The organism is Arthrobacter sp. JUb115, assembly GCF_004365035.1.
Lineage (GTDB): Bacteria > Actinomycetota > Actinomycetes > Actinomycetales > Micrococcaceae > Glutamicibacter.
Map to the genome: position 1 here is coordinate 192091 of NZ_SOBS01000006.1, position 26419 is coordinate 218509.

The following is a 26419-nucleotide window of genomic DNA, read 5'->3' on the forward strand; positions in this document are numbered from 1 at the left end:
TGCAACCATTGGACGGTACTAAGGTAAGTTTTGAAACATCACCGTGGATTAATGGTGCGCGCCCGCATGTGTCACGCTCCAGGAAGTCCACACCCGATCCCCTGGTCGGCCTAAGCCGGCCTCACTAAGCGAATACGAGGGAGCGTTCACGTGGCCGATTCGGCAGCAACGCAAGAATTTGATGTCCTCATCCTCGGCGGCGGATCCGCTGGATACTCGGCAGCATTGCGCGCCATCCAGCTGGGCTACACCGTTGGATTGATCGAGAAGGAAAAGCTGGGCGGCACCTGCCTGCACACCGGCTGCATCCCAACCAAGGCTTACCTGCACGCAGCAGAGCTGGCCGAGAACGCTCGCGAGGGTGCCAAGTTCGGCATCAACTCCTCGCTGGAGTCGATCGACCTGGCTGGCGTGCGCAAGTACAAGGAAGACATTGTTGCTGGAAAGCACAAGGGTCTCCAGGGCTTGCTGAAGATGAAGAAGGTCAACGTTATCACCGGTAACGGCCGACTGGTCTCCCAGGATTCCATCGATGTTGATGGCACCGTCTACAAGGGCAAGTACATCATCCTGGCTACCGGCTCCACCTCCAAGACCATGGGTCTGGAAATCGGCGGCCGCGTACTGACCAGCACCGAAGCACTGAACATGGAAGACCTGCCAAAGAGCGCCATCGTGCTCGGCGGCGGCGTCATCGGTGTCGAGTTCGCTTCCGTATGGAAGTCTTTCGGCGTCGACGTCACCATCGTCGAGGGCCTGCCTTCGCTGGTTCCGAACGAGGACCCAGCCATCATCAAGAACCTGGAGCGCGCTTTCAAGAAGCGCGGCATCAAGTTCAACACCGGCGTCTTCTTCGAGAAGGTCGAGCAGGATGCTAACGGTGCCAAGGTCTCCCTGGCTGACGGCAAGGTCCTGGAAGCAGAGATCGTTCTGGTTGCAGTGGGTCGCGGTCCGGTAACCGAGGGCCTCGGCTTCGAAGAGCAGGGCATCACCATTGACCGCGGCTTCGTGATCACCGATGAGCGCCTGCACACCGGCGTTGGCAACATCTACGCAATCGGCGACATCGTTCCAGGCGTACAGCTTGCACACCGCGGTTACCAGCATGGCCGCTTCGTAGCCGAGGAAATCCACGGCATGAAGCCAACCATCGTCGAGGACATCAACATCCCGAAGGTGACTTTCTGCGAGCCAGAGATCGCTTCCGTGGGCTACTCCGAGCCGAAGGCCAAGGAGAAGTTCGGTGCCGACCAGATTGAAACCACCGAGTACAACTTGGCTGGCAATGGCAAGTCCTCGATCCTGGGCACCAGCGGCATCATCAAGATGGTTCGCGTCAAGAACGGCCCAATCGTTGGCGTTCACGGCATCGGCGGCCGCATTGGCGAGCAGATCGGTGAAGCCCAGCTGATCGTGAACTGGGAAGCTTACCCAGAGGACGTATCGCAGCTGATCCACGCACACCCAACCCAGAACGAGTCCCTGGGCGAAGCCGCAATGGCTTTGGCCGGCGCCCCGCTGCACGGTTAATCACGCTTTGGTCATACAGGCAGCGCGTTAGTTCAACGCGCTGCCTGTATGCACTAGGCTCGGAGGCAACGCCTCCCACCACTTTTCAAGCTTTATAAAACAAGGAGATACGGGACGATGTCTGAAACCGTAAACCTACCCGCACTGGGTGAAAGCGTTACCGAAGGTACGGTAACCCGCTGGCTGAAGCAGGTCGGCGACCGTGTAGAGGTAGACGAGCCGTTGGTGGAAGTTTCCACCGACAAGGTTGACACTGAAGTTCCTTCGCCGGTTGCCGGCATCATCGAGGAAATCTTCGTAGCCGAAGACGAGGACGCTGAAGTTGGCGCCCCACTGGTTCGCATTGGCGATGGCTCCGGCGTTGGCGAAGCTGCACCAGCAGCTCCGGCCGCTGAAGAAGCACCTGCCGAACCAGCCGCTGAAGAAGCACCAGCAGCACCTGCAGCCGAAGAAGCTCCAGCAGCTGCACCAGCCGCCGGCGCTGCTTCAGGCACCGAAGTGACCCTTCCAGCTCTGGGCGAGTCGGTTACCGAAGGTACCGTCACCCGCTGGCTGAAGGAAGTTGGCGAGGAAGTCTCCGTCGACGAGCCACTGCTTGAGGTTTCCACCGACAAGGTTGACACCGAAGTTCCTTCCCCCGTTGCAGGTACCCTGCTGGAAATTCGCGTTCCAGAAGATGAGACCGCTGAAGTTGGCGCTGTTCTGGCTGTTATCGGTGCAGCTGGCGCTGCTCCAGCTGCCGCCCCAGCCAAGGAAGAAGCACCAGCTGCTGCTCCGGCTCCTGCAAAGGAAGAGGCTCCGGCCGCTCCGGCTCCCGCTAAGGAAGAGGCACCTGCCGCTCCGGCCGCTCCCGCTCCTGCAAAGGAAGAGGCACCGGCTGCTGAGGCAACCAATGAGTCCGGCTACGTCACCCCACTGGTCCGCCGCTTGGCTAACCAGCACAGCATCGACATTGCTTCGGTGAAGGGTACCGGCGTTGGCGGTCGCATCCGCAAGCAGGATGTCTTGGACGCTGTTGCCGCCCAGGAAGCTGCTGCACCAGCTGCCGCCCCTGCTGCCGCCCCTGCTCCTGCCGCCGCGAAGCCAGCTGCTCCTGCAGTTGAGGTTTCCTCGCTGCGCGGCACCGAGGAGAAGGCTCCACGTATCCGCCAGGTCATCGCTCGCCGCATGCGCGAATCCCTGGACGTATCGACTCAGCTGACCCAGGTCCACGAGATCGATATGACCCGCATCGTGAAGCTGCGTGCTTCGGCAAAGGCCAACTTCAAGGCCACCAACGGCGTGAACCTCACTTACTTGCCATTCATCGCCAAGGCTGTTGCCGAGGGCCTGAAGGCACACCCTAAGTTGAACGCCGAGTACAACGAAGAGACCCAGAAGATCACCTACCACAATGCCGAGCACTTGGCATTCGCAGTCGACACCGACAAGGGCCTGCTGGTTCCTGTTGTATCGAACGCTGGCGATCTGAACCTGGCTGGCATGGCTTCGCGTATCGCTGATGTTGCTGCACGCACCCGCAGCAACAAGATCGGTCCGGATGAGCTCTCCGGTGGCACCTTCTCGATCACCAACATCGGTTCGGTTGGCGCACTGTTCGACACCCCGATCATCAACCAGCCACAGGTAGCCATCCTGGGCACCGGTGCGATCGTGAAGCGTCCAATGGTCGTTACCGACGCAGAGGGCAACGATTCGATTGCCATCCGCCACATGATGTACCTGTGCCTGACCTACGATCACCGTCTGGTAGACGGTGCCGATGCAGGCCGCTTCCTGCAGACCGTCAAGGCTCGCCTTGAAGGCGGCGCTTTCGAAGGCGAACTGGGACTGTAAAGATCCAGCTTTCGCTTTCGCAGCCTAGGTAGATAATCGCCCCTGTCGTTGGTTCGACAGGGGCGATTCTGCGTTTTCTACGATCAGTCGAAAATAGATTAGGCTAGTATCATGACTATTCTTCTTTCAATCCTGATTTTCGTGCATATCTTGGGTGCAGCAGCTATCTTCGGCGGCTGGCTTGCTAATTTCAAGACTCCAACCGTCTCCGTATGGCAGTGGTATGGCGCTATCGTTCAGGTCGTAACGGGTCTGGCCATGGTCGGTATTCTCGAGGCTGGCGACGGTTCGCCAAACCACATGAAGATTGGAATCAAGTCGCTGATTGCAATCATTATCTTGGTGGCAGCGTTCCTTGGCCGGAAGAAGATGAAGAACGGCGAGGAAGTTCCTACGGGGATCGCTCACGCCGTGGGTGGCATGGCCTTGATCAACATCGCCATCGCGGTACTCTGGAACTAATCAGCATTAGCATTGACGGCGGGAGCCGCAACCATCAGCTTGGAGCAAGCTGTGGTTGCACCTCCCGCCGTTTCGCTTTTAACGGCGCAATACCTTGCCAATTTTCCAGCGCTCGTCTTCCAGCACTAGTTCCACTTCGATGCGTTGCGGCTGCGCGGTCTGGACGGCGTGAACCGTGGCTCCGCGGGCATCCACGTAGCGGTATTCCTCTTGGGTAGAAGTGGCAGCAAGAATGACAGAGTCCCCCTGCCCACGCGCCGATACCGTGACGTCCGTGAGTCTCGTGCGCAATCCCGCAAATTCCAAACCCATTTTCCGAAGCTGATCGATTGTTTCGAGATCTCGTTGCAGCTGCACCGCTCCTGAAGTGTAGAGCCCCTTGAGCTTCTCCCCCGCCAGCTGCCCCATCGCTTCATCGCGCTCTCTTGAAAGCGCGAGGAATGCAGAGATCACGGTGTCCCGATTCAAGGCACAAGCTGGAACGTGCGCCCCGTCTTCAATTCTGCAGCTTTGCTCTGCTGACGGTACTGCCGTAGCCGCAGTCGTTTCGGTGGCCACAGCCGCACGGAAATGATTGACGCCCACGAGGCTCCCGATAATAACCAAGGAGCCCAGTGCTGCGGCACCGGCCAATTTCACGGCCCCGGGGGTCCGGCGCAATCGATGGCTATGCCAGGAGTCATCGCGGCTGGGGCTTCGCTGCCTGCTTGCGGTATCGGCCTGGCGCTTGAAGCGCTTGTGCGCAGCATTCTGTTCCGCGGATGGATGGATGGTCTCCATCAGATGAGTAGCTTCTGGAGCTACATGCCCTTCCCAGCTGATGGGCTCTGCCGGACAGCTTGCGAACAACGTTCGAGCAAACTGATCTGCGGTCGGTCGTGCTTGCGGATCTGGATTCAGCGAATCGATCAACAGTTCATGAATGATCGAAGGGATTCCGGGGAACATCACGCTTGCCGGTGGACGCATCAGTTCCTCTTCGGGAATCCGTCCGGATAGGAGAAACCACAAGCAGGCGCCCAGCGAAAACACGTCCTGCTCTCCAACTTGGCTTTCCCGTACCCCGGCCTGCATTTCAGGGGCCATGAATCCTGGCGTACCGGAGCCGGTGAGCGCCTGCCGTGCTGAAGCTGATTCCTGGAAGTCAATGATCTTCGGCATTCCCTTGGCAGTGAGCAATATATTGGCCGGCGATAAGTCTCCATGGCGTTGGCCCTGCGCATGCATCACCGAAAGCGTATGCGCGATGGGTGCCAGCGCGGTCACGCACTCCCCCAGGCCAAAGGCGCTTCGACTTGCCACAAGATCAGCCACGCTGCCACCGGGGCAATATTCCATAGCCAGCCCCTCGCCCAATTGTGTCGACAGGGTTCCGTAGAAATCAACGACATATTTCCTTGACTGCTTTACCTGCTCTTGGCGAAGCGAAGTGATGTTTTCCATAGTCAGGCTAAGTTTTAGCGTGAGGTACAACTGGTCGCTTTCCCTCCGGATCAGCCAAACTTTACACGGTGACTTGGAACTTAGCGGCCTTACCGTGACATGCCCGGGGCTTGTCGGCCACGCTAGAACATTCGTAGAATCATCCATGACTCCGTTGTAACCCAGAATCGTAAATTGCAAGCTGGATATCCACAGATGGGTTCGACGGCTCTGAATTAGCGACCGATCGTTCAAGAGCGTAGGCTAGCCGTCATGGCGATCGAATTCGAACGAGTCGGACTAGGCTCAAAATTTGTGCCCTACATGGAAGCTTGGGATTACCAAATCCAACTGCATGATGCGGTAGCCGCGGACACGCAAACCCCAAAAGTCCTGTTCCTGGAGCACGAAGCGGTTTACACCGCAGGCAAGCGAACTGAACCTGAAGATCTCCCGATGGACGGGACCCCCGTGGTGGATGTGGATCGCGGTGGAAAGTTGACCTGGCATGGCCCGGGACAGCTCATTGGCTACCCCATCGTCAAGCTACGCAAGATCAGCGCAATCCGACTTTACGTGGAGACCTTGGAAGAAGCCCTGATTAACGTGGTCAGCGAGCTAGGCATTCCGACGGCCCAGATCAAGGGCCGCTCCGGGGTCTGGGTACCGGGCAAAGATGGCGCTCAGGACCGCAAAATCGCAGCAATTGGAATCCGCATCAACCACGGTGTCACCATGCACGGTTTCGCATTGAACTGCTCTAACGCGCTTTCCGCCTACGAACAGATCATCCCCTGCGGCATCTCCGATGCAGGTGTCACCACCATTTCCGAAGAACTCGGCCGTACCGTCACCCCCGAAGACGTCGTTGACCGCGTACAAACCGAAATAGAGCGTCTGCTCACCCCTCAAGTCGTCTAGACAGTCACGCCCTCACCAAAGAAAGAGCTGTTTAATGAGCGTCGAACCAGAAGGCCGCCGTATGCTGCGCGTAGAAAAGCGCAACGCTGCCGTACCTGTGGAGCGTAAGCCAGAATGGATCAAGGCCAAGTTGAGCATTGGCCCTGAATACGTTGGCCTGAAAAATCTCGTACAGAGCGAAGGCTTGCATACGGTCTGCGAAGAAGCAGGCTGCCCGAACATCTTCGAGTGCTGGGAAGACCGCGAGGCTTCCTTCCTGATCGGCGGTTCAGAGTGCACCCGCCGTTGCGACTTCTGCCAGATCGCCACCGGCAAGCCCTTCGCAATTGACCGCTCAGAGCCATTCAAGGTCGCCATGAGCGTGAAGAAGATGGATCTGCGCTACGCCACCGTAACCGGCGTCGCCCGTGATGACCTCGAAGACGAGGGCACCTGGCTGTATGCCGAGACTGTGCGGCAGATCCACAAGATGAATCCAAGCACCGGCGTAGAGCTGCTGATCCCCGATTTCAGCGGCAAGCCGGAGAACCTGGATACCATCTGCGATTCGGAGCCAGAAGTCTACGCCCACAACGTAGAGACTGTGCCTCGCCTGTTCAAGCGCATCCGCCCGGCTTTCCGTTACGAGCGTTCCATGGATGTGATCACCCATGGCCGCAAGCGTGGCTTGATCACCAAGTCCAACCTGATTCTGGGTATGGGCGAAACTCGAGAAGAAATTTCCGAGGCCATGCGTGATCTCCATGAGGCAGGCTGCGATCTGCTGACTTTGACCCAGTACCTGCGCCCAACCGACCTGCATCTGCCAGTCGACCGCTGGGTCACCCCGCAGGAGTTCCTGGAGCTTCAGCAAGAAGCCGAAGAACTCGGCTTTGCCGGAGTCATGGCGGGGCCACTGGTCCGTTCTTCCTACCGCGCTGGCCGCCTGTGGGCCGGCGCCATGCGCAAGAAGGGCCGCGAAATCCCAGAGGCATTGGCACATATCGAGTCCTCGGGCAACACGCGCCAGGAAGCAGCTTCGCTGATCAAGTAGCTCGGTCCAGTGGACCCCACGGCTAAGGCCCCGGAACTCCTGATGGAATCCATCGAGGGTTCCGGGGCTTTCCCACTGCCCGTCCATGGGCAATTCAGCTGAAAATGCCGTGTTGGATCCGGCTCGGCTTAGAACTATCAACTTCATCGCGTAGAATTAAGGCACTATGGCCAAAAACTCCGACAACGACGCAGCCGCGCCTAAGCGTGGCTTGTTTTCGCGTAAACCAAAAGCTGAGAAGAAGAACAAAGAACCGGGCCGCCTGAAGCAAATTGGCCAGGTCTTCCAGATGACTCGCCGCAATGACCCGATGGTCGTGTGGTGGATGGCATTGGCAGCCTTGGCCGTCATTGCTGTCTGCTTGGTCATCGGCTTCTTGATCAAAAACTGGATCACGATGTTGATCATCGCAATCCCGCTGGCGCTCCTTGCTGCAATGTTCGTGATGTCCCGCCGCGCAGAGAAAGCTGCGTTCTCGCAGCTTGAGGGCCGCCCCGGCGCTGCCGGCGCCGCCATGAGTGTGCTGCGTCGCGGCTGGATCCTGAAGCAGGAACCAGTTGCCTACAACCGCCACCAGGATCTGGTGTTCCTCGGTATCGGTCGCCCGGGCATCGTCCTGGTCACTGAGGGACCAAAGAGCCGGGTTCGTGAGCTTGCCTCTTCCGAGCGCAAGCGCATCGCCCGCGTTCTGCCGAACGTTCCCGTGCACATCATCAACGCTGGTTCCGAAGAAGGCCAGACTCCGTTGGCTGAAGTCGGCAAGGCAATGAAGAAGCTTCCAAAGTCGATTACGAAGCTGGAAGTCAGCGCAATCGACAAGCGCTTGAGCACTTTGACCGCGAATCGTCTGCCTATCCCCAAGGGCGTAGACCCGAACCGCGTCCGTCCAAACCGCCGCGCTACGCGCGGACGCTAAAGACAACTACTAAAGAAGCCGCAACTGGAATTTCTAGTTGCGGCTTCTTTCTTGCTGTCCGGATCTATTGCTAGGAGATATTCACCAGGATGGTCTTGGGCAAACGATCATGCAGTCCACGCTGGTCCTTGTCGGTGACGAAGGCCGGAATAGCCAGGCAAAGCAGCAAGGAACGAATCAGGCCTTGGAACGGCTTGATTGCGGTTCCATCCAGCGACTGCACCTGCATTCCAAAGGTACGGTGCCCGATCGTGTGCCCGGTGAACCCGACACCGATGATCTGCCCGGCGCAGAACAGGCTCAATGTTGCCAGATCGTGGCTGTCAAACAGCCACCAGCTCAGCAGCATCGAGAGCCCCCAGTCCAAGAGCAGTGCACCGACCCGTCGCGGGAATCTGGCAATGGAGCCGGGGCCCTTCTCGGGGCGCCCCATATCCTGCCCGGGCCATTGTTGCGTATTATGCTGCGGCGGCCCTTCAAGCCACGAGCTGAAGTCTTTTCTTTCCACCAATACAGTCTATCCAGCGATTCTGTGCGCCAGTTAGAACGCGATAACCAGGTAGCAAGTATCCAAGTCAGATTGTTACAGCAGGCAATCAGCGCAGATCAGCGCGATACGACACGCCCGGATTCTCCGCTTGTAACAGGTTGGAAACAATAGAGACACCATTCAGAAATGGATTATAGGTAAGCTTGATACGTAAGCAAGAGGACCAGCCGGATCATTCCGGCTACCGGTTCCGTTTACCAAACCTTATATCTCACCAGGGAGTCACCTGCACATGTTTACCAGTCCAGAAGAAGTCTTGGCATATATTGCCGAAGAGGACATCAAGTTCGTCGATATCCGTTTCACCGACCTACCAGGTGTACAGCAGCACTTCAACGTGCCTGCCAAGTCCGTGGATGCCGACTTCTTCGTCAACGGCCAGCTCTTCGATGGTTCTTCCATCCGCGGCTTCGCCGGCATCTCTGATTCCGACATGCAGCTGATCCCGGACGTCACCACCGGCTTCATCGATCCCTTCCGCCTGGAAAAGACCCTGGCCTTCAACTTCTCGATCATCAACCCACGCACCGGTGAGCCGTACCACCGCGACCCACGTGGCGTTGCGGAACGTGCCGAGGCATACCTGGAATCGACCGGTATCGCTGACACCGCGTTCTTCGCCCCAGAAGCAGAATTCTTCATCTTCGAAGACGTTCGCTACGAATCCAAGCCACAGGGCGCGTTCTACTCGATCGATTCCGACGAGGCACCTTGGAACACCGGCCGCAAGGAAGAAGGCGGCAACCAGGGTTACAAGACCCCGTACAAGGGCGGCTACTTCCCAGTTGCACCGACTGACAAGCAGGCTGACCTGCGCGACGCGATCTGCGTCGAGTTGGACAAGGCTGGCCTTGAGGTTGAACGCAGCCACCACGAGGTGGGCGCTGCCGGCCAGGCAGAAATCAACTACAAGTTCAACACCATGGTTCACTCCGCTGATGAACTGATGCTCTTCAAGTACATCGTGAAGAACGTCGCTGACGCGTGGGGCAAGTCCGCAACCTTCATGCCAAAGCCAGTCTTCGGCGACAACGGCTCGGGCATGCACGTGCACCAGTCGCTGTGGGCCAACGGCGAACCGCTGTTCTACGATGAAAAGGGCTACGCTGGCCTGTCCGATACCGCACGCTGGTACATCGGCGGCCTGCTGAAGCACGCAGACGCCGTGCTCGCGTTCACCAACCCAACCGTGAACTCCTACCGCCGCCTGGTCAAGGGCTACGAAGCTCCAGTGAACATGGTTTACTCGCAGGGCAACCGCTCTGCCGGTATCCGTATCCCGATCACCGGTTCGAACCCTAAGGCGAAGCGCATCGAGTTCCGCGCTCCGGATGCTTCCTCGAACCCATACCTGGCGTTCGCAGCCCAGCTGATGGCTGGCCTGGACGGCATCAAGAACCGCATTGAACCTGCAGAGCCAATCGACAAGGACCTCTACGAGCTTCCTGCCGAAGAGGCCAAGGAAATCCAGCGCGCACCTGAAAGCCTCGAAGAGGCGCTCAAGGCCCTGGAAGCTGATCACGAGTTCCTGCTCGAAGGCGGCGTCTTCACCGAGGACCTGATCCAGACTTGGGTCGAGTACAAGCGTGAAAACGAAATCAAGCCATTGAGCCTGCGCCCGAACCCATACGAGTTCGAGCTCTACTACGGTTGCTAATCAGCTGACGGGGCATCGCCCCGTGTAGTTTGCAGAGGAGTCTGCACAAAGCGCAAGAACTATGTTCTGGCACTTGTGCGGACTCCTCTGTTTAAGCATCAGTGCGGGCCCGCACATGGGCGGCCATCGCGCTCAGGGCAAGTGCCGCCCCGATAACAAGTACTAGTATTCCTGCTTGTCGCTCTTTGCTTCCCAAAGCTCAAATGCCCTGAGCGCACCGGAATCTTCAACCTTGGTAAACGGAATTTTCCGCTCGCTCATGGGAAGCTCAAGCTCCTTGTAAATGAAATCATCATCGAAGCCGATCTTCGCGGCTTCGTCGCGCGTATTCGCGTAGTAGACATGCTCGAAGCGGGACCAATAGATGGCACCCAGGCACATGGGACATGGCTCGCAGCTGGTGTAGAGCTCGCATTGCGACAGATCGAAGGTTCCCAGTGCTTGTCCCGCTGCGCGGATGGCATTGATTTCGGCGTGCGCCGTTGGATCCTGGCTACCCACCACCGAGTTGTAGCCAGCGGAAACGACTTTTCCGTCAAGGACTACCACCGCGCCAAATGGTCCGCTGTCATTGGATTCCAGGGCCAGCAAGGACTGATCAATGGCAGCCTGCAGCATCTTTGGGTCCAGCATTTTCGAAGCTCCCCTGCACTCATTATTCGCGTAGAGATTACAATCCCCACCCTAGTCCCCCGCATCCTGTTCCGGCGGGAAGCGCAGGAAATTGCCGGTTGCGGACTAAGGTTTCAGCGCACGAAGGTAACGCTGACGTGTCACCCACTGCGCCAGGAGCAGCGCCTTGAAGACTCGACGCCAAGCAGGCACATCAGAAGGTGCCGTGACCGACCTGATCAGCAGGAAAACTTGCTCGTCCGCGCGTTCAAGAATGAAAGCTTCCACACCCTGAACCGGATGCCCCGGCAGCGTCCGGTAGGAAAACCCTACCCAATCACTTTCCGCAACGACGTCAACGACCTCCACAGGTTCATGGATGCGCAACGGTCCGACACCGATGGTGATCAAGGGTTGCTGGCCCACGGCGACCGGCAACTGCGGCTGAAGCCTGAACCCGCTGCGTGTCTTGACTTCCCAACGGAGCAAGGCAGCGCACGCAACGTTCCACAGGGCTACTCCCCTACCTAGCAGCACGCGGCGTTGCCACGGCCTGGATGAAGCAGCCAGCGGGCTCCAGGTACGTTCCAGCAGCGTTTCAACGGCCACCGCGGTTCCTAGTTCTCAAAGCCGTAGAACAGCAGTTCAAAGATGCCACGCGCGTGCCGGGTTGCACGCAAGTAGTCCTCTTCGAGTTCCACGCCAAAGTGCGGCTCATAGCCGCACCACCGAGCCACGGCTTCCATATCGCGCGCCGAACTCGGCAAGACATCGCTGGAACGACCGGACGTGATGATTTCAGCACTGCGAATCTGCGTAGCCAGCCGCCAAGCAATCGCCAGCAGTTCGCTATCGTCTTGCGCAATGAGCTCCAATTTCGCCAGCTCTTCCAACGCCTGGAGCGTCGAGGTGGTGCGCAGGGATTCGTGCTTCCAGGCGTATTGCAACTGGTAGAACTGCACCAGCCATTCAATGTCCGAGAGCGAGCCTCGTCCCAGTTTCAGGTGGCGGTTGGGGTCGGCACCTCGTGGGAGCCGTTCGGACTCAACGCGGGCCTTGATCTTGCGGATATCCCGGATCTCCGACTCGTCCAGTCCCTTGCCGTAGCGCACCGGCCTAATCAATTCCATGAAATCTTCAGCCAACTGGTCATCGCCGGCAAACGGGCGTGCACGCTGCAACGCCTGGCGTTCCCAGATTTCCACCCATCGCTGGTAATAGGTGGCGTAGGCGTCGAGAGAACGGACCAGCATTCCCTGGCGGCCCTCGGGGCGCAGATCCGAGTCCACTTTCAATTTCACTTCAGCTGGAATGGCTGGTTTCAACGGTTTGGCGGTCCACGACACCAGGTCGGTAACTACCCGAAGCGCTTGTTCTTGAGCAGCTTGGGCCGTGGCGCCAGGAACCGGGCGCTGCACGAACAGGACGTCCGCATCAGAGCCGTAACCGATTTCCCGACCGCCTTGGCGGCCCATGGCAATGACCGAAACGACAGCATGTTCCCCGTGCTTGGCCTGGTCAGCAGCCAAGAGGACCTTCAGCACCCCGTCAACCATGGCGGCGTCGATGTTCGAGAGTGCTACGCCGACTTCGTCAACGGTCAGCAGGCCAGCGCCGTCGGCAAGCGCGACACGCAAGAACTCGCGGCGGCGCACCATGCGGATCATGCGGATGGCAGCTTCTGGCTGCTTCGTGCGATGGATGATCGAGGTGTTCTGCTGCAGCAGGTTCTCGAATGTCTGCGGCGTCAAGGACGCGTCGGAGCCCAGCCAAGCGGCCGCCGCCGGCTCATTGGCCAGCAGGTCGGTCAGGAAGCGCGTATTGGAGAGCAAGTGGCTCAGCCGTTCAGCGGCAGCGTTGGTATCGCGCAGCATGCCGAGGAACCAATGGGACTTGCCCAGCGCTTCGCTGAGCCGGCGGAAGCCCAGCAATCCAGCATCCGGGTCAACCCCGCGGGCAAACCAGTCCAGGAGTACCGGCAGCAATTGCCGTTGCAATGACGCACTGCGCGAGACCCCACCGGTCAGGGCTTCAATGTGCCGCATCGCCGCCTTCGGGTCGAGATAGCCCAGGGCGCGCAGGCGGGCTTGCGCCGATTCGGCGGTGAGCTTGACATCATCGGCCGAGAGGTTGGAACTACTGACCAGGAGCGGACGGTAGAAAATACGCTCGTGCAGCGAACGCACCATGCGCTTGGTTTCATTCCAGCGGCGCATCAGCTTCTCCGGGCTGCTGAGCTGCAGGTCTCCGGCACCACGGATCGATCGTGCAAGCACGCGCTGGGCGCTTTCTGCCCGGGGCATCAAGTGGGTACGGCGCAATTGGCTGAGCTGTATCCGGTGCTCCAGCAAGCGCAGGAAACGGTATGAGTCATCGAAATTCGTCGCATCATCACGGCCGATGTAGCCGATATCGCTCATCGCTTGGATGGCCAGGGTGGTGGTTGGCACCTGGATGGCGGGGTCGACTCGACCATGGACGAGTTGGAGCAGCTGGACGGTGAATTCGACATCGCGCAGCCCACCGGGGCCCAGCTTGATTTGCCACGCAACATCTTGCTTGTCGATGTTGTCGCTGACGCGTCGGCGCATGGCCTGGACGGATTCAACGAAGCCCTCACGCTCGGAACTGGACCAAACCATTGGCGAAACCATCCGCTCATAAGAGCGTCCCAGTTCCTTGTCGCCGGCAATCGCGCGGGCCTTGAGCAGGGCTTGGAATTCCCATGAATGAGCCCACCGGCGGTAATACGCTTCATGGGATGAGAGCGTACGGGTCAAGGCCCCGTCCTTGCCCTCGGGGCGAAGATTCGCATCCACTTCCCAGAGCATCGGCTCAGGGCCAGGGACCATCAGTGCACGTGCCGTGTTCCCGCAGATCACCGTCGCGATCGCGGCGGCCAGGTCGTCATCGATTCCCGGCGTGGAATCGTGGACGTAAATGACATCGACGTCCGAAATATAGTTCAGTTCACGTGCACCGCACTTGCCCATGCCAATGATGGTGATCTTAACCCGATCAACGTCGCCAGCATCATATTGTTCGGCGGCTTCGGCCCGGGCAATGGCCAATGCCCCCTCCAACGCGGCACCAGCCATGTCGGCCAGTTCGGCGGCGACCAGGGGCAGAATGCGCTGCGGCTGGGTGGAACCCAAGTCCCGGTGGGCCAGCGAGAGCAAGGCCTTGCGGTAGGCGGTGCGCAAGCGCTGTCGCGCTTCAGCACCGGTATGGGAAGAGACCCAGTGCCCGCCGTCTGATTGCTTGGCCTCGATCGATGCCAGCAAGTCCTCGACCAGCTGTTCCGCGGGCACGGGGACGAATTCACCGGGTGGGGCGTGGCGGACGATCTCCAGCGCCTCGGGACAACGCATGAGGAACTCCCCGAGCGCAGAAGAGCTGCCCAGAAGCCTGACGAGCCCTTGGCAGCTATCGGGCTCCAGGAAGATATCGATGACTTCCGGGTGCCGATCTACCAACCGCAGGGCCAGCAGCAGTGCCTGGTCCGGATCTGGCGCATGCGCCATCTTGCTCACGATCAGGCTGGGATCAATCCGGGACAGTTCCTCGGCCTGAAGGAATTTCTTGGCCCTTTCGATGTCGCTGAAGCCAGCGTTGAGCAATGCTCGCGAGGGTACTTCCGGCATGGTGTCTCGTGTTCTCCCGCATTTCGCCGCGCAGCTTCACGCGGCGAAGTCTCTAGAGGATTCCCAAATACTTGTTCAGTTCGTAGGGGGTAATGACCTGGCGGTACTCTTCCCATTCGGTGCGCTTGTTCGACAGGAACGAGTTGAATACCTGCTCGCCGAGGATCTCGGCCATCAGTTCCGACTCTTCCATGGCGCGCAATGCGTCGTGCAGGCTGCCAGGCAGCGGAACGTGGCCCGAGGCGCGGCGTTCTGCCGTGGACAGGCTCCAGACATCATCCTCGGTTGGCTCTTCCAGCTCGTAGCCTTCGCGGATGCCCTTCAGCCCAGCGCCCAGCAATACTGCGTAGGCCAGGTACGGATTGGCTGCCGAGTCGATACCGCGGTATTCCACGCGGGCGGACTGTCCCTTGCCTGGCTTGTACAGCGGCACGCGGACCAGTGCCGAGCGGTTGTTGTGCCCCCACGAACGGTGGCTCGGCGCCTCCCCTCCACCCCACAACCGCTTGTACGAGTTCACGTACTGGTTGGTGATGGCGGTCATTTCCGGCGCATGGTGCAAGATGCCGGCGATGAAGGACCGGGCCACATCGGAGAGCTGGTATTCGCGGCCAGCTTCGAAGAACGCGTTAGCGTCACCTTCGAACAAGGAGAAGTGGGTATGCATGCCGCTGCCCGGATGGTCGGCAAATGGCTTGGGCATGAAGGTTGCGTGGATGCCCTTTTGCATCGCCATCTCCTTGATGACGGTACGGAAGGTCATGATGTTGTCGGCGGTCTGCAAGGCATCTGCGTAGCGCAGATCGATTTCGTTCTGGCCTGGACCTGTTTCGTGGTGGGAGAACTCCACCGAAATGCCCAGCGCTTCCAGCGTGGTCACGGAAGCACGGCGGAAGTCCTGCCCAACGCCATCTGGCACGTGGTCGAAGTAGCCACCGTTGTCGATCGGCTGGGGACGGCCATTGGCATCCAGCTGATCGTTCTCCAGCAAATAGAATTCGATCTCCGGGTGGGTGTAGCAAGTGAAACCCATATTCGATGCTTCGGCCAGCTGGCGCTTGAGCACCTGGCGCGGATCTGCATTGGACGGCTGGCCCTCAGGGGTCAGGATGTCGCAGAACATGCGGGAGGTCGGTTCGACTTCGCCGCGCCACGGCAGGATCTGGAAGGTGGCAGGATCTGGCTGAAGCAACATGTCAGACTCGGAGATCCGGGACAGTCCATCAATGGAGGAACCATCGAATCCCAGACCTTCTTCGAAAGCATCTTCAACTTCAGCAGGAGCCAACGCCACCGACTTGAGCGAACCAACGACGTCAGTAAACCACATTCGCACAAATCGAACGTCGCGTTCTTCAATGGTGCGCAGTACAAATTCCTGCTGACGATCCATTTTCCACCACCTTTGGGATTCTGATATCCGGCGCTGATCACAACCGGTAAGAAAATTGACCTGTGGCAACACTATATCGGTTCAGAACCGTCCCAACGATCAGCATCGCCCTGTCCAAGTGCGATAAAGTCGATTCATGCCACAACCATACCTAGGGAACCCTGAAAAAGGCCCGTCCCGTATCCGACTTCATCATTTGCAGCAGGCCAAGGACAATGGCGAAAAATTCGCGATGTTAACTGCTTATGACGTAATGATGGCAGAGATTTTCGATTCGGCCGGGATCGAGATGCTGCTGGTTGGCGACTCCGCTGCCAATACCGTACTCGGCTACGAGTCCACGCTGCCCATTACCCTCGACGAAATGATCATGTTCACCAAAGCTGTCGCCAACGGGGCCAAACGCGCCATGGTCGTTGCCGACCTCCCGTTTGGCAGCTACGAGCAGTCCCCTGCCCAGGCCGTTGCCACTGCGGTGCGCCTGATGAAGGAAGGCCATGCCCACGCGGTCAAGATGGAGGGCACCGCGCAATACGCCGAGCATGTCCGCGCCATGGTCCTTGCCGGAGTTCCCGTTATCGGGCACATCGGATTCACTCCGCAGTCCGAGCATGCATTGGGCGGGTACCGCGTGCAGGGCCGTGGCGACGCTGTAGAGCAGATGAAGCACGACGCTGTGCAATTGCAGGATGCAGGCGCCTTCTGCATCCTGATGGAAATGGTGCCAAGCCCGGTCGCTGCCAAAATCGATGCCGCGCTGAAGGTGCCGACCATCGGCATCGGCGCTGGCAACTCCACCACCGGACAGGTCCTGGTTTGGCAGGACATGCTGGGTCTTGGCGGAGGGCGCACCCCGCGCTTCGTGAAGAAGTACGCTGATCTGCGTGAGGTTGTCGGCAACGCGGTGCGCGAGTACCACCAGGACGTGGTTTCCGGCACCTTCCCCTCGGCAGAGTACGAGTTCAAGGAATAGAAGCCGGCTCACGCCATATCGCAAAGCGGTGCGCTGCCTCGATGTCATCCATCGTGGCAGCGCACCGCTTTGCCATTCGCCGCACCGGCCTGGCTCGGTGCCCTTGACTTCTACTCGTCGTCTTCCTCTGCGTCGTCCCACGCCTCATTGCGTGCCTGGACTTTCGCCATTGCCGCTTCGGCTTCAGCAACCGTGTCATATGGGCCAAGCAACTGCGACCAATCAGACTGCGGGCCATTCTCCACGGTCTTGGTCGAGACGTTGTACCAGTACTGCCCCTCGCCCGGGGTGCCAACTGAGCTCATGGAAAACTCCTCTATTCTCGATTCTTGCTGCTTCTTCCACGGTATCCCAACCGGCGGAAAATAGGTGCAACACCACCTGTTCTATCGGCTATCTCCTAGCGAAGCGGCAGATACGTGAAGCTAGAATAAAAGCATGGCTATTGCTTCAACTGCACCCCTTGGAAATCTCACCGCCGGCACGGTCTCCCCGGAACTTCCGGTACCGAAACACATTGAACGCCCCGAATACGTTGGCAAGAAGGAACCTGCCAGCAACACGGCTTCGGAAATCAAAAGCCCAGAAGTCATCGAACGCATTCGCATAGCTTCAAGGATTGCCGCTCAGGCACTGCAGGAAGTTGGCAAGGCTTGCCAGCCGGGAGCCACCACCGACCAGCTCGATCGGCTTGGCCACGAATTCCTCATGGATCACAACGCCTACCCGTCAACCTTGGGCTACCGCGGATTCCCCAAGTCGCTGTGCTCCTCGTTGAACGAGGTCATCTGCCACGGCATCCCGGACACCACCGTGTTGCAAGATGGCGACATCATCAATATCGATATCACCGCCTTCATCGGTGGCGTTCACGGAGATAACAACGCCACCTTCCTGGTCGGTGACGTGGATGAAGAATCGCGCCTGCTGGTCGAGCGCACCGAAAACTCGCTGAAGCGCGCCATCAAGGCCGTGATGCCAGGGCGTGAGATCAATGTGATCGGCCGAAGCATTGAAACCTACGCCAAGCGGTTCGGCTACGGCGTGGTCCGCGACTTCACCGGCCACGGCGTCGGCGAGGCCTTCCATTCCGGCTTGATCATCCCGCATTACGATGCGGCGCCGGCCTACAACACTCCCATCGAGCCAGGCATGGTTTTCACCATCGAGCCGATGCTCACCTTGGGCACCGTCGAATGGGACATGTGGGAAGACGACTGGACCGTGACCACCAAGGACAAGAAGCGCACCGCGCAGTTCGAGCACACCCTGCTGGTCACCGACGATGGCGCGGAAATTCTCACCCTGCCATAGCCGCTGCGACGCCTACGCCAAACGCCAGTGCCCGCGACCACGAAAGGTCTGGGGCACTGGCGTTTGCTCTATGCGAAAACTGCTAGTCGGCCGAGAGCGGACGCTGGTTTCCCTGCGGAACCTTGCCACGGCGATCGCGCAGCCGGGCAATGGCGGTCTCGAAATCAGTCAGCGACTGGAAGTTGTGGTAGACACTGGCAAAGCGCAAGTAAGCGACCTCATCGAGGCGCGACAATGGCTCCAAGATGGCCAAGCCCACCTGGTGGGCCGGGATTTCAGCAGCCCCGGAGGTCCGGACTGCCTCTTCGACTTCCTGGGCCAGGACGGCAAGGTCGTGATCGGTGACCGGGCGGCCCTGGCAGGCCTTGCGAACACCGTTAATGACCTTGTTGCGCGAGAACGGTTCTACGGCACCGGACTGCTTGAGCACGTTGAGGCTGGCAGTTTCGGTGGTGGTGAAACGGCGCGAACAAGCCGTGCACTGGCGTCGGCGGCGGATCGAGACGCCGTCGTCGGCAACTCGACTATCGACCACTCGGGAATCCGCATTGCGGCAATACGGGCAGTTCACGGCACCTCCATCTGTAGCCTAAGAAGCATTCTCGGTTCACCCATGGTGGCAAGAATCAACTCATGTCACCTAACAGTTTAGCGTCTATTGCGCGTTTCGCACCGCGACCGCGTCTCCATGGGCTGGCAGGTCCTCGGCATTGGCAAGATTAATCACGTGAGCGGCCACTTCGCCCAGCGCGGCCTTGTCGTAGTTGATCACCTGGATGGCTTTCAAGAAGGTATTCACGTTCAGCCCCGACGCGTGCAGCGCGGTGCCACTGGTCGGCAGCACGTGGTTGGATCCTGCGCAGTAGTCGCCCAGCGAAACCGGGGCATAGGCGCCGACAAACACTGCGCCAGCGGCGGTGATGCGGGCCGCGGTGGATTCCGCCTCGGCCACCATGATTTCCAGGTGCTCGGCGGCGTAGGCGTTGCACACCTCGATCCCCTGCTCCAGGTCCTTGACCAAGATGACGGCCGATTGGGATCCTGACAGTGCCTCTGTCACACGGGCGGAGTGCTTGGTGGCGGCAACCTGCACCATGAGTTCCTTGCGCACGCCAGCAGCTAGTTCAGGTGAATCGGTAATCAGCACGGCCGCGGCGTTGGCATCGTGTTCTGCCTGCGAAATCATATCGGCAGCGACGAAGCCCGGGTTAGCTCCCTTGTCGGCAAGAATCGCGATTTCCGTAGGACCAGCTTCAGCGTCAATGCCTACCACGCCCTTGACCAAGCGCTTGGCGGTTGCCACGAACACGTTGCCTGGACCGGAGATCACGTCAACCGGTTCGATCCCGCCACGCTCATCGTTCGGCATGTCCACCCCGTAGGCGAACGCGGCAACAGCCTGGGCACCGCCCATGGCGTGCACCTCGTCGATGCCCAGCAGCTTGGCGGCAGCCAAGATGGTGGGGTGCGGCAGTCCGGCGAATTCCTTCTGCGGCGGGCTGGCCAGGGCTAGCGAGCTGACGCCGGCTGCCTGGGCAGGTACGGCGTTCATGATGACCGAGGACGGGTAGACGGCCAGGCCACCTGGCACGTACAGGCCGACGCGGCGCACCGGGACCCAGCGCTGGGTGACAGTTGCCCCGGTAGCGTAGCGGACTTCGGCGTCGTCCGGGCGCTGGGCCTTGGCGAATACGCGGGCGCGGTCAATGGATTCTTCCAGCGCCAGGCGGACCTGCGGGTCCAGTTCTTCCAGGGCGCGGTCCAGCTCATGCTGCGGCACACGGGTATGCTCCAGCTCAACATGGTCAAAGCGCTGGGCCAGGTCCTTGAGTGTTTCCATGCCATGGGCGCGGACATCATCGATGATCTGCTGCACGGTTTCGGCAGCGGTCTGGGAGTTCATCTCCGGGCGCGGCAGCTTGGCTTTCAGCTGTGCGTAGCCCAGGGATTCGTTGCGCCAATCAAGGGTGGCGAGTGCTGAGAATTCGGTTTCTGGAATAGTGCTCACCTACCTAGTTTAACGCCGATGACCGGGGAAGGTTCATTAGTTACCTTCCCCGGTCATCCAAGCCGTGATCCGATTACCTATACGTCCAGGCAGTGCGGGCCCAGCAGCACCTTCAAATCGCCGAACAGGGCAGGATTGGGGTTTACCCTGAAGTTCATGCCCAGGCGCAGCAGCGAGGTGCCGCGGCTGCCGGTGAGCTTCACCCGCACCTCGGTGTTGCCACTGTGCGTGCGCAGCACATCACCCAGCTTCTGCACCAGGGTCTCGGTGGCCTTGTGTGTCGGAATGCCGATGACTACCGGTCCCCCGTTGGCATCCTCGGAAATTTCCGGGATCATCATTTCCTGCGCGTTCAGGGTGATGGAGCCGTCATCGCGGCGCTGCACGCGCCCCTTGATGACCACGATCAGGTCATCGGCCAGGATCTCGGCGATCGGCTGGTAGGCCTGGCCGAAGAACATGACCTCCATCGAACCGGAGAGGTCTTCGATCTCGCAGCGCGCATACGGGTTGCCGCTCTTCTTGGCGATGCGCCGCTGCAGACCGGAAATCATGCCGGCGATGGAAATGATGTGGCCATCCTGCGGGCCGTCATCCGAGAGCACGTGCGTGACCGGCATGTCAGCGTACTGGTCCAGGGCCGAGCCCAGTCCCTGCAGCGGGTGATCGGAAACGTACAGGCCGAGCATGTCGCGCTCGTAGGCCAGTTTTTCCTTCTTGTCCCAATCGGGCATGTCGGGGATCGCCACGTGCATCGACTCCGAGGACTCATCCGCGCCCAGGGCGCTGAACAGGTCGAACTGGTTGGCCGCCTCGTTGCGCTTGACCTGGATCACCGAATCCACGGCTTCTTCGTGGATGGCCACCAGCGCCCGGCGTGGATGCTTCATGGAGTCGAAGGCACCGGCCTTGATCAGCGATTCAATGGTTCGCTTGTTGCAGACCACGGCCGGGACCTTGCCCAGGAAATCGTTGAAGTCGTTGTAGTTGCCCTTCTCCGTGCGGGCCTCGACCATGCCGGCCACCGCATTGGTGCCGACGTTGCGGATAGCGCCCATGCCGAAGCGGATATCCTTGCCCACTGGGGTGAAGTTCAACGCCGATTCGTTGACATCCGGCGGCAGCACGGTGATGCCGATGTGGCGGCATTCGTTCAGGTACAGTGCCAGCTTGTCCTTGTCATCGCCCACCGAGGTCAGCAGCGCGGCCATGTATTCGGCCGGGTAGTGCGCCTTGAGGTAGGCGGTCCAGTAGGAGACCACGCCGTACGCGGCCGAGTGGGCCTTGTTGAACGCGTAGTCGGAGAATGGCAGCAAGATGTCCCACAGGGTCTGCACGGCGGCGTCCGAGTAGCCGTTGTCGTTCATGCCCTGCTTGAAGCCGGCGAACTGCTTATCCAGTTCCGACTTCTTCTTCTTGCCCATGGCACGGCGCAAGATATCGGCCTGGCCCAGCGAGTAGCCGGCCAGCTTCTGCGCAATAGCCATAACCTGCTCCTGATACACGATCAGGCCGTAGGTGCCGCCGAGGATCTCTGCCAGCGGTTCAGCGAGCTCCGGGTGGATTGGGGTGACTTCCTGCAACCCGGTCTTGCGCAGGGCGTAGTTGGTGTGGGAGTTGGCGCCCATCGGGCCCGGACGGTACAGCGCGATCACTGCGGAGATGTCTTCGAAGTTATCGGGGCGCATCATCTTCAGCAGCGAGCGCATGGGACCGCCATCGAGCTGGAACACGCCCAGGGTGTCGCCGCGGGCCAGCAGGTTGTAGGCCTCGGGGTCCTCGATACTCAGGGTCTCGAGGTCGATTTTGGTGCCGGTGTTGTACTCGATGTTCTCCAGGGCATCGGAAATGATGGTGAGGTTGCGCAACCCCAGGAAGTCCATCTTGATCAACCCCAGGCCTTCACAGGTCGGGTAGTCGAACTGGGTAATGACCTGTCCATCCTGGATGCGCCGCATGATGGGGATGACGTCGATGATCGGGTCCGAGCTCATGATCACGCCGGCGGCGTGCACGCCCCACTGGCGCTTCAGGCCTTCCAGGCCCTTGGCCGTCTCGAAGACGCGGGCCGCCTCCGGGTCATTGGCCACCAGGTTGCGGAAGTCCCCCGCCTCCGAATAGCGCTTGGATTGCGGGTTCTCGATGTCGTTCAGCGGGATGTCCTTGGCCATCACCGCCGGCGGCAGCGCCTTGGTCAGGGTCTCGCCCATGCTGAACGGGTAGCCGAGCACGCGCGATGAGTCCTTCAGCGCCTGCTTGGTCTTGATTGAACCGTAGGTCACGATCATCGATACGCGCTCATCACCGTACTTCTCGGTCACGTACCTGATGACCTCGGAACGGCGGCGATCATCGAAGTCGACATCGAAGTCGGGCATGGAAACACGTTCCGGGTTCAGGAAACGCTCGAAGATCAGGCCGTGCACCAGCGGATCGAGGTCGGTGATGCGCATGGCGTAGGCGACCATGGAGCCTGCACCCGAACCACGCCCCGGGCCAACACGGATGCCGTGGTCCTTGGACCAGTTGATGAAATCGGCCACCACCAGGAAGTATCCCGGGAAGCCCATCTTGATGATGACGTCCAGCTCGTAGTCTGCCTGCTTGCGCGAAGCTTCTGGGATGCCGTTCGGGTAGCGGTAGTGCAGTCCCTTGTCGACTTCCTTGATCAGCCAGCTGGTTTCGTCCTCCCCCGGCGGGCAAGGGAATTTCGGCATGTAGTTGGCGTTCGTGTCGAAGGAGACCTCGACCCGGTCGGCGATCGCCAGGGTGTTGTCGCAGGCTTCGGGAAATTCCTTGAACAAATCGCGCATTTCGCGCGCCGATTTCAGGTAGTAGCCGGTGCCGGAAAAAGCGAAGCGGCTGCCGCCCTGGTCATAGGTGGGCTCGTCGAGCGTGGAGCCGGAGTTGATGGCCAGCAGCGCCTCGTGGGCCTTGGCATCGGATTCATGGGTGTAGTGCAGGTCGTTGGTAGCCACCAGCGGAATGCCCAGTTCCTTGGCCAGGCGCAGCAGGTCCTTGGTGATGCGGCGTTCGATCTCCAGACCGTGGTCCATGATCTCGCAGAAGTAGTTTTCCTTGCCGAATAAATCCTGCAGTTCAGCCGCGGCCGCCTTCGCCGCATCGTACTGGCCCAGGCGAAGCTTGGTCTGGACTTCACCCGAAGGGCAGCCGGTCGTGGCAATGAGGCCCTCGTGGTGCTCGTTGAGCAGCTCGCGGTCCCAGCGCGGGTATTTGCCGAACACGGAGTCCAGCGAGGCGCGGGACGAACCCTTGAAAAGGTTGTCCATGCCCTTGTTGTTGTACGAGAGCAGGGTCATGTGGTTGTACAGGCCGCCACCGGAAACGTCATCGCCCTTTTGCGATTCGTCGGTACGCCATTTCACGCGGGTCTTGTCGTCGCGCGCGGTGCCCGGGGTGACATAGGCTTCTACGCCGATGATCGGCTTAACGCCAGCTCCGGTGGCTTGGCGCCAGAAATCGAAGGCACCGAACAGGTAGCCATGGTCGGTAATCGCCATGGCTTCCATGCCCTGCCGGTTAGCTTCGGCGAAGAGTTCGCCTAGGCGCGCAGCACCGTCCAGCATGGAGTATTCGGTGTGGGTATGAAGATGGACAAATCCGTCACGTGTAGCACTCACCCAACCAGTCTAGCGATCAAACCCGGACTTGGGCCCACCCCGGCGCGGTGCTGTGGCTAGCACGACACAAGGTGCTGCCGGCCAGTGGCCAACAGCACCTTGGAACTCAGTATCCGCCTTCGCGCAGCAGCTCGACGGCGCCTGCCAGATCCGCAGGATATTCGCTTTCGTATTCCATCCACTGGCCGGAGACCGGATGGGAGAATCCAAGACGTTTTGCATGCAGCCACTGCCGGGTCAGGCCCAGAGCGGCACCCAGCTTGGGATCCGCCCCGTAGGTCTGGTCTCCGGCACAAGGGTGCCCGAAGGCTGAGAAGTGGACGCGGATCTGGTGGGTGCGCCCGGTTTCCAGTTGCACCTCGACCAGCGAGGCGCGGCCGAAGGCCTCGATCACCTTGTAGTGGGTGACCGAGTCCCGCCCGCCATCCAGGACAGCGAACTTCCAGTCGTGGCCCGGGTGGCGCCCGATCGGCGCGTCGATGGTGCCTTCCAGCGGGTCAGGCAGGCCCTGCACCACCGCATGGTAGATCTTCTTGGGGGTGCGTTCCTTGAAGGCGCGCTTCAGTTCGGTGTAGGCGCGTTCGGTTTTCGCCACGACCATCAGGCCGCTGGTGCCCACGTCCAAGCGGTGCACTATGCCTTGGCGTTCGGCGGCACCGGAAGTGGTGATGTTGTAGCCCTCGGCCATGAGTGCGCCGACAACTGTCGGGCCCACCCACCCCGGGGATGGATGGGCTGCGACACCCACGGGCTTGTCGATGACCACATAGTCATCGTCGTCCGCGATAATCTTCAGCTCTTCCACTTTCTCAACCTTAATTTCTAATGGGTCTGCCTGCGGCGGGATGGTGACTACCAGCTGGTCCCCCGCCTTGATCTTCAGAGATTTGGCAATGGTTCGTCCGTTGACCTGGATCTGCGAATCCTTGCAAAGGCTCGAAGCCAAGGTGCGCGGGATCTGCAGGGACCGGGAGATATAGGCGTCAAGGCGTGCGCCGGCATCGGCTGGGTCAACCAGCAGTTCGTGAATGGTGGTTTCGTTCGAGATCATGCGTTTGGTTCTGCTTCCTCCTTGTTGGACTTGTCTTTCTTTGGAGGATCGCCAATGCTGCCATCGAGGTTGCGCCCGCGGATGAGCATGTACGCCACCGCGATCATGGAACAGACGATGAAGGAGTCGGCGACGTTGAAGATAGCGAAGTGGGTGACGGAAAACATGTCTACCACATGGCCGAATCCGAAGCCCGGTTCACGGAACAGCCGGTCCACGACATTGCCCAGGACACCGCCGAGCAGGCAGCCCAGGGCTATGGCCCAGCTTCTGGACAGCACCTTGCGGAAAAACAGGTAAATGACGTAGACCGCGACTGCCGATTGCAGGATCGCGAAGACTATGGTGAAGTCTTCGCCGATGGAGAAGGCGGCACCAGGGTTCAGGATGTAGTGGATGTTGAAGAATCCGGGAATCACTTCAATCGATTGGCCAAGCCGCATGTTCTGTTCAACGGCAATTTTGACGGTTTGGTCCAGTACCAGCGCGATCAGAGCGATCACGAGGCCAAGGCCAACGTATTTCTTCGCCTTCGCGCCCGCGTTTCCGGATTGAACTGCGTCCACAGTGGTACCCATTATTTCCTCTTAAACGTCAACGGTGGTGATCGGAATGTATCCGTTCACCACCGTTGATCTTACTTGATAGCTAGATCAAGTTATGAACTGTCAGCGACTAGCTGGTCTTGCCTGCCGCACCAGCATCGATCGAACCCTGGGACTCAAGGTCACGCAGCTGTCCTTCGATGTATGTCTTCAGGCGAGCACGGTAATCGCGTTCGAAGCCACGCAACTGCTCGAGCTTGCGCTCAAGAACCGACTTCTGCTGCTCCAAGGCCGACAAGGTCTTGCGGCTCTTCTCTTCAGCGGTGGTGACCAAGGTGTTAGCTTCGGTCTTCGCTTCGGAGATGATCTTGTCGCGCTGCTCGACACCGGCAGCGACGTACTCGTCGTGCAGACGCTGAGCCATGGACAGCACGTTGGCTGCCGACTCTGCGGATTCGGAGCGAGGAGTTGCAGCTGGCGCTGCTGCTGCGGCCGGAGCTGCAGGTGCCTTCTCAGCGGCAGCTGGCTTAGCTTCTGCCTTCTTTTCCTCAGCTGGCTTGGCAGCTGGGGTTTCTGCCTTCGCTGGCTCTGCAGGCTTAGCTTCTGCCTTCTTCTCTTCAGCTGGCTTAGCAGCTGGAGCAGCAGGAGTAACTGGAGCGGCCGAAACAGGTGCAGGAACAGCCTGCTCCTTCGATACCGAACCCGCATCTTCGCCAAGTTCGGCAAGGCGGCTGCGTAGAGCCTCGTTCTCACCGGTTAGGCGACGCAGCTCCACAACGATTTCGTCGAGGAAGTCATCTACCTCGTCTTGGTCGTAGCCTTCACGGAACTTGGTCGGCTGAAACCGCTTATTGACTACGTCTTCTGGCGTCAGAGCCATTGGGTCACCTCAATACTGGGATCATTTCCGC

Annotated in this window: 22 protein-coding genes; 9 read left to right on the forward strand and 13 right to left on the reverse strand. The window is 59.7% G+C overall.

The genetic code is table 11. The features are described 5' to 3' along the window. The first annotated feature begins 150 nt into the window (after window positions 1–150). The 3 genes from lpdA (at window position 151) to EDF61_RS12325 (ending at window position 3828) form a co-directional block, all read left to right on the forward strand. Window positions 151–1530, forward strand: coding sequence for a dihydrolipoyl dehydrogenase (gene lpdA, locus EDF61_RS12315; RefSeq protein WP_105656773.1), 1380 nt, complete (start codon window positions 151–153; stop codon window positions 1528–1530). A gap of 117 nt (window positions 1531–1647) precedes the next feature. Further along, window positions 1648–3366, forward strand: coding sequence for a 2-oxoglutarate dehydrogenase, E2 component, dihydrolipoamide succinyltransferase (gene sucB / locus EDF61_RS12320; RefSeq protein WP_133834272.1), 1719 nt, complete (start codon window positions 1648–1650; stop codon window positions 3364–3366). 111 nt (window positions 3367–3477) lie between these two features. Next, complete coding sequence (locus EDF61_RS12325; protein WP_105656775.1) at window positions 3478–3828, forward strand: hypothetical protein; 351 nt, start codon at window positions 3478–3480, stop codon at window positions 3826–3828. A 78-nt stretch (window positions 3829–3906) separates the two neighbouring features. On the opposite strand, the gene EDF61_RS12330 is transcribed toward EDF61_RS12325, so the two are convergent. Further along, on the reverse strand, window positions 3907–5451 hold the full coding sequence (locus EDF61_RS12330) for a serine/threonine-protein kinase (RefSeq protein WP_133834273.1): 1545 nt from the start codon (window positions 5449–5451) through the stop codon (window positions 3907–3909). A gap of 45 nt (window positions 5452–5496) precedes the next feature. Between EDF61_RS12330 and lipB the strand changes: the two genes are divergently transcribed. From lipB to EDF61_RS12345, 3 genes are all read left to right on the forward strand, one after another. Then, complete coding sequence (gene lipB / locus EDF61_RS12335) at window positions 5497–6171, forward strand: lipoyl(octanoyl) transferase LipB (protein ID WP_286134117.1); 675 nt, start codon at window positions 5497–5499, stop codon at window positions 6169–6171. Window positions 6172–6205: 34 nt separating this feature from the next. Further along, window positions 6206–7204, forward strand: a complete 999-nt coding sequence (gene lipA, locus EDF61_RS12340) for a lipoyl synthase (protein WP_133834274.1) — start codon at window positions 6206–6208, stop codon at window positions 7202–7204. A gap of 166 nt (window positions 7205–7370) precedes the next feature. After that, the gene (locus EDF61_RS12345) at window positions 7371–8120 is read left to right on the forward strand and encodes a DUF4191 domain-containing protein (protein ID WP_105656779.1); all 750 of its coding nucleotides are present in this window, start codon (window positions 7371–7373) and stop codon (window positions 8118–8120) included. Window positions 8121–8190: 70 nt separating this feature from the next. On the opposite strand, the gene EDF61_RS12350 is transcribed toward EDF61_RS12345, so the two are convergent. Further along, the gene (locus tag EDF61_RS12350; protein ID WP_105656860.1) at window positions 8191–8628 is read right to left on the reverse strand and encodes an RDD family protein; all 438 of its coding nucleotides are present in this window, start codon (window positions 8626–8628) and stop codon (window positions 8191–8193) included. Between the two features lie 274 nt (window positions 8629–8902). Here EDF61_RS12350 and glnA (EDF61_RS12355) point away from each other — a divergent pair, with 274 nt between their 5' ends. Continuing rightward, window positions 8903–10327 carry a type I glutamate--ammonia ligase gene (glnA, locus tag EDF61_RS12355; protein ID WP_105656780.1) on the forward strand — a complete coding sequence of 475 codons (1425 nt, stop codon included), beginning with the start codon at window positions 8903–8905 and terminating at the stop codon, window positions 10325–10327. A 162-nt stretch (window positions 10328–10489) separates the two neighbouring features. On the opposite strand, the gene EDF61_RS12360 is transcribed toward glnA (EDF61_RS12355), so the two are convergent. The 4 genes from EDF61_RS12360 to glnA (EDF61_RS12375) form a co-directional block, all read right to left on the reverse strand. Next, window positions 10490–10960: a nucleoside deaminase gene (locus EDF61_RS12360; protein ID WP_105656781.1), complete on the reverse strand. Its 471-nt coding sequence runs from the start codon at window positions 10958–10960 to the stop codon at window positions 10490–10492. Between the two features lie 105 nt (window positions 10961–11065). Next, window positions 11066–11548, reverse strand: a complete 483-nt coding sequence (locus tag EDF61_RS12365; RefSeq protein WP_105661476.1) for a DUF1990 domain-containing protein — start codon at window positions 11546–11548, stop codon at window positions 11066–11068. A gap of 8 nt (window positions 11549–11556) precedes the next feature. Continuing rightward, window positions 11557–14583 carry a bifunctional [glutamine synthetase] adenylyltransferase/[glutamine synthetase]-adenylyl-L-tyrosine phosphorylase gene (locus EDF61_RS12370; RefSeq protein ID WP_133834275.1) on the reverse strand — a complete coding sequence of 1009 codons (3027 nt, stop codon included), beginning with the start codon at window positions 14581–14583 and terminating at the stop codon, window positions 11557–11559. 52 nt (window positions 14584–14635) lie between these two features. After that, window positions 14636–15976, reverse strand: a complete 1341-nt coding sequence (gene glnA / locus EDF61_RS12375) for a type I glutamate--ammonia ligase (protein WP_105656784.1) — start codon at window positions 15974–15976, stop codon at window positions 14636–14638. Between the two features lie 136 nt (window positions 15977–16112). Between glnA (EDF61_RS12375) and panB the strand changes: the two genes are divergently transcribed. Beyond that, on the forward strand, window positions 16113–16949 hold the full coding sequence (gene panB / locus EDF61_RS12380) for a 3-methyl-2-oxobutanoate hydroxymethyltransferase (RefSeq protein WP_133834276.1): 837 nt from the start codon (window positions 16113–16115) through the stop codon (window positions 16947–16949). Window positions 16950–17059: 110 nt separating this feature from the next. Here the strand turns inward: panB and EDF61_RS12385 are convergent, their stop codons facing one another. Beyond that, window positions 17060–17254 (reverse strand): hypothetical protein, encoded by a 195-nt coding sequence (locus tag EDF61_RS12385; RefSeq protein ID WP_105656786.1) that lies wholly within the window; start codon window positions 17252–17254, stop codon window positions 17060–17062. Between the two features lie 133 nt (window positions 17255–17387). On the opposite strand from EDF61_RS12385, the gene map reads away from it, so the two are divergent. Next, window positions 17388–18263 (forward strand): type I methionyl aminopeptidase, encoded by an 876-nt coding sequence (gene map / locus EDF61_RS12390; RefSeq protein WP_105656787.1) that lies wholly within the window; start codon window positions 17388–17390, stop codon window positions 18261–18263. Window positions 18264–18345: 82 nt separating this feature from the next. Here the strand turns inward: map and nrdR are convergent, their stop codons facing one another. The 6 genes from nrdR to EDF61_RS12420 form a co-directional block, all read right to left on the reverse strand. Beyond that, window positions 18346–18834, reverse strand: coding sequence for a transcriptional regulator NrdR (gene nrdR / locus EDF61_RS12395; protein ID WP_105656788.1), 489 nt, complete (start codon window positions 18832–18834; stop codon window positions 18346–18348). A gap of 84 nt (window positions 18835–18918) precedes the next feature. Beyond that, window positions 18919–20271, reverse strand: a complete 1353-nt coding sequence (hisD, locus tag EDF61_RS12400; protein WP_105656789.1) for a histidinol dehydrogenase — start codon at window positions 20269–20271, stop codon at window positions 18919–18921. A 77-nt stretch (window positions 20272–20348) separates the two neighbouring features. Then, window positions 20349–23912 (reverse strand): DNA polymerase III subunit alpha, encoded by a 3564-nt coding sequence (gene dnaE, locus EDF61_RS12405; RefSeq protein ID WP_133834277.1) that lies wholly within the window; start codon window positions 23910–23912, stop codon window positions 20349–20351. Window positions 23913–24018: 106 nt separating this feature from the next. After that, complete coding sequence (locus tag EDF61_RS12410) at window positions 24019–24963, reverse strand: RluA family pseudouridine synthase (protein ID WP_105656791.1); 945 nt, start codon at window positions 24961–24963, stop codon at window positions 24019–24021. After that, window positions 24960–25541, reverse strand: a complete 582-nt coding sequence (gene lspA, locus EDF61_RS12415) for a signal peptidase II (RefSeq protein WP_105661481.1) — start codon at window positions 25539–25541, stop codon at window positions 24960–24962. The genes EDF61_RS12410 and lspA overlap by 4 nt, the downstream gene beginning before the upstream one ends. 97 nt (window positions 25542–25638) lie before the next feature. Further along, window positions 25639–26388 (reverse strand): DivIVA domain-containing protein, encoded by a 750-nt coding sequence (locus EDF61_RS12420; RefSeq protein WP_105656793.1) that lies wholly within the window; start codon window positions 26386–26388, stop codon window positions 25639–25641. Window positions 26389–26419: the final 31 nt, after the last annotated feature.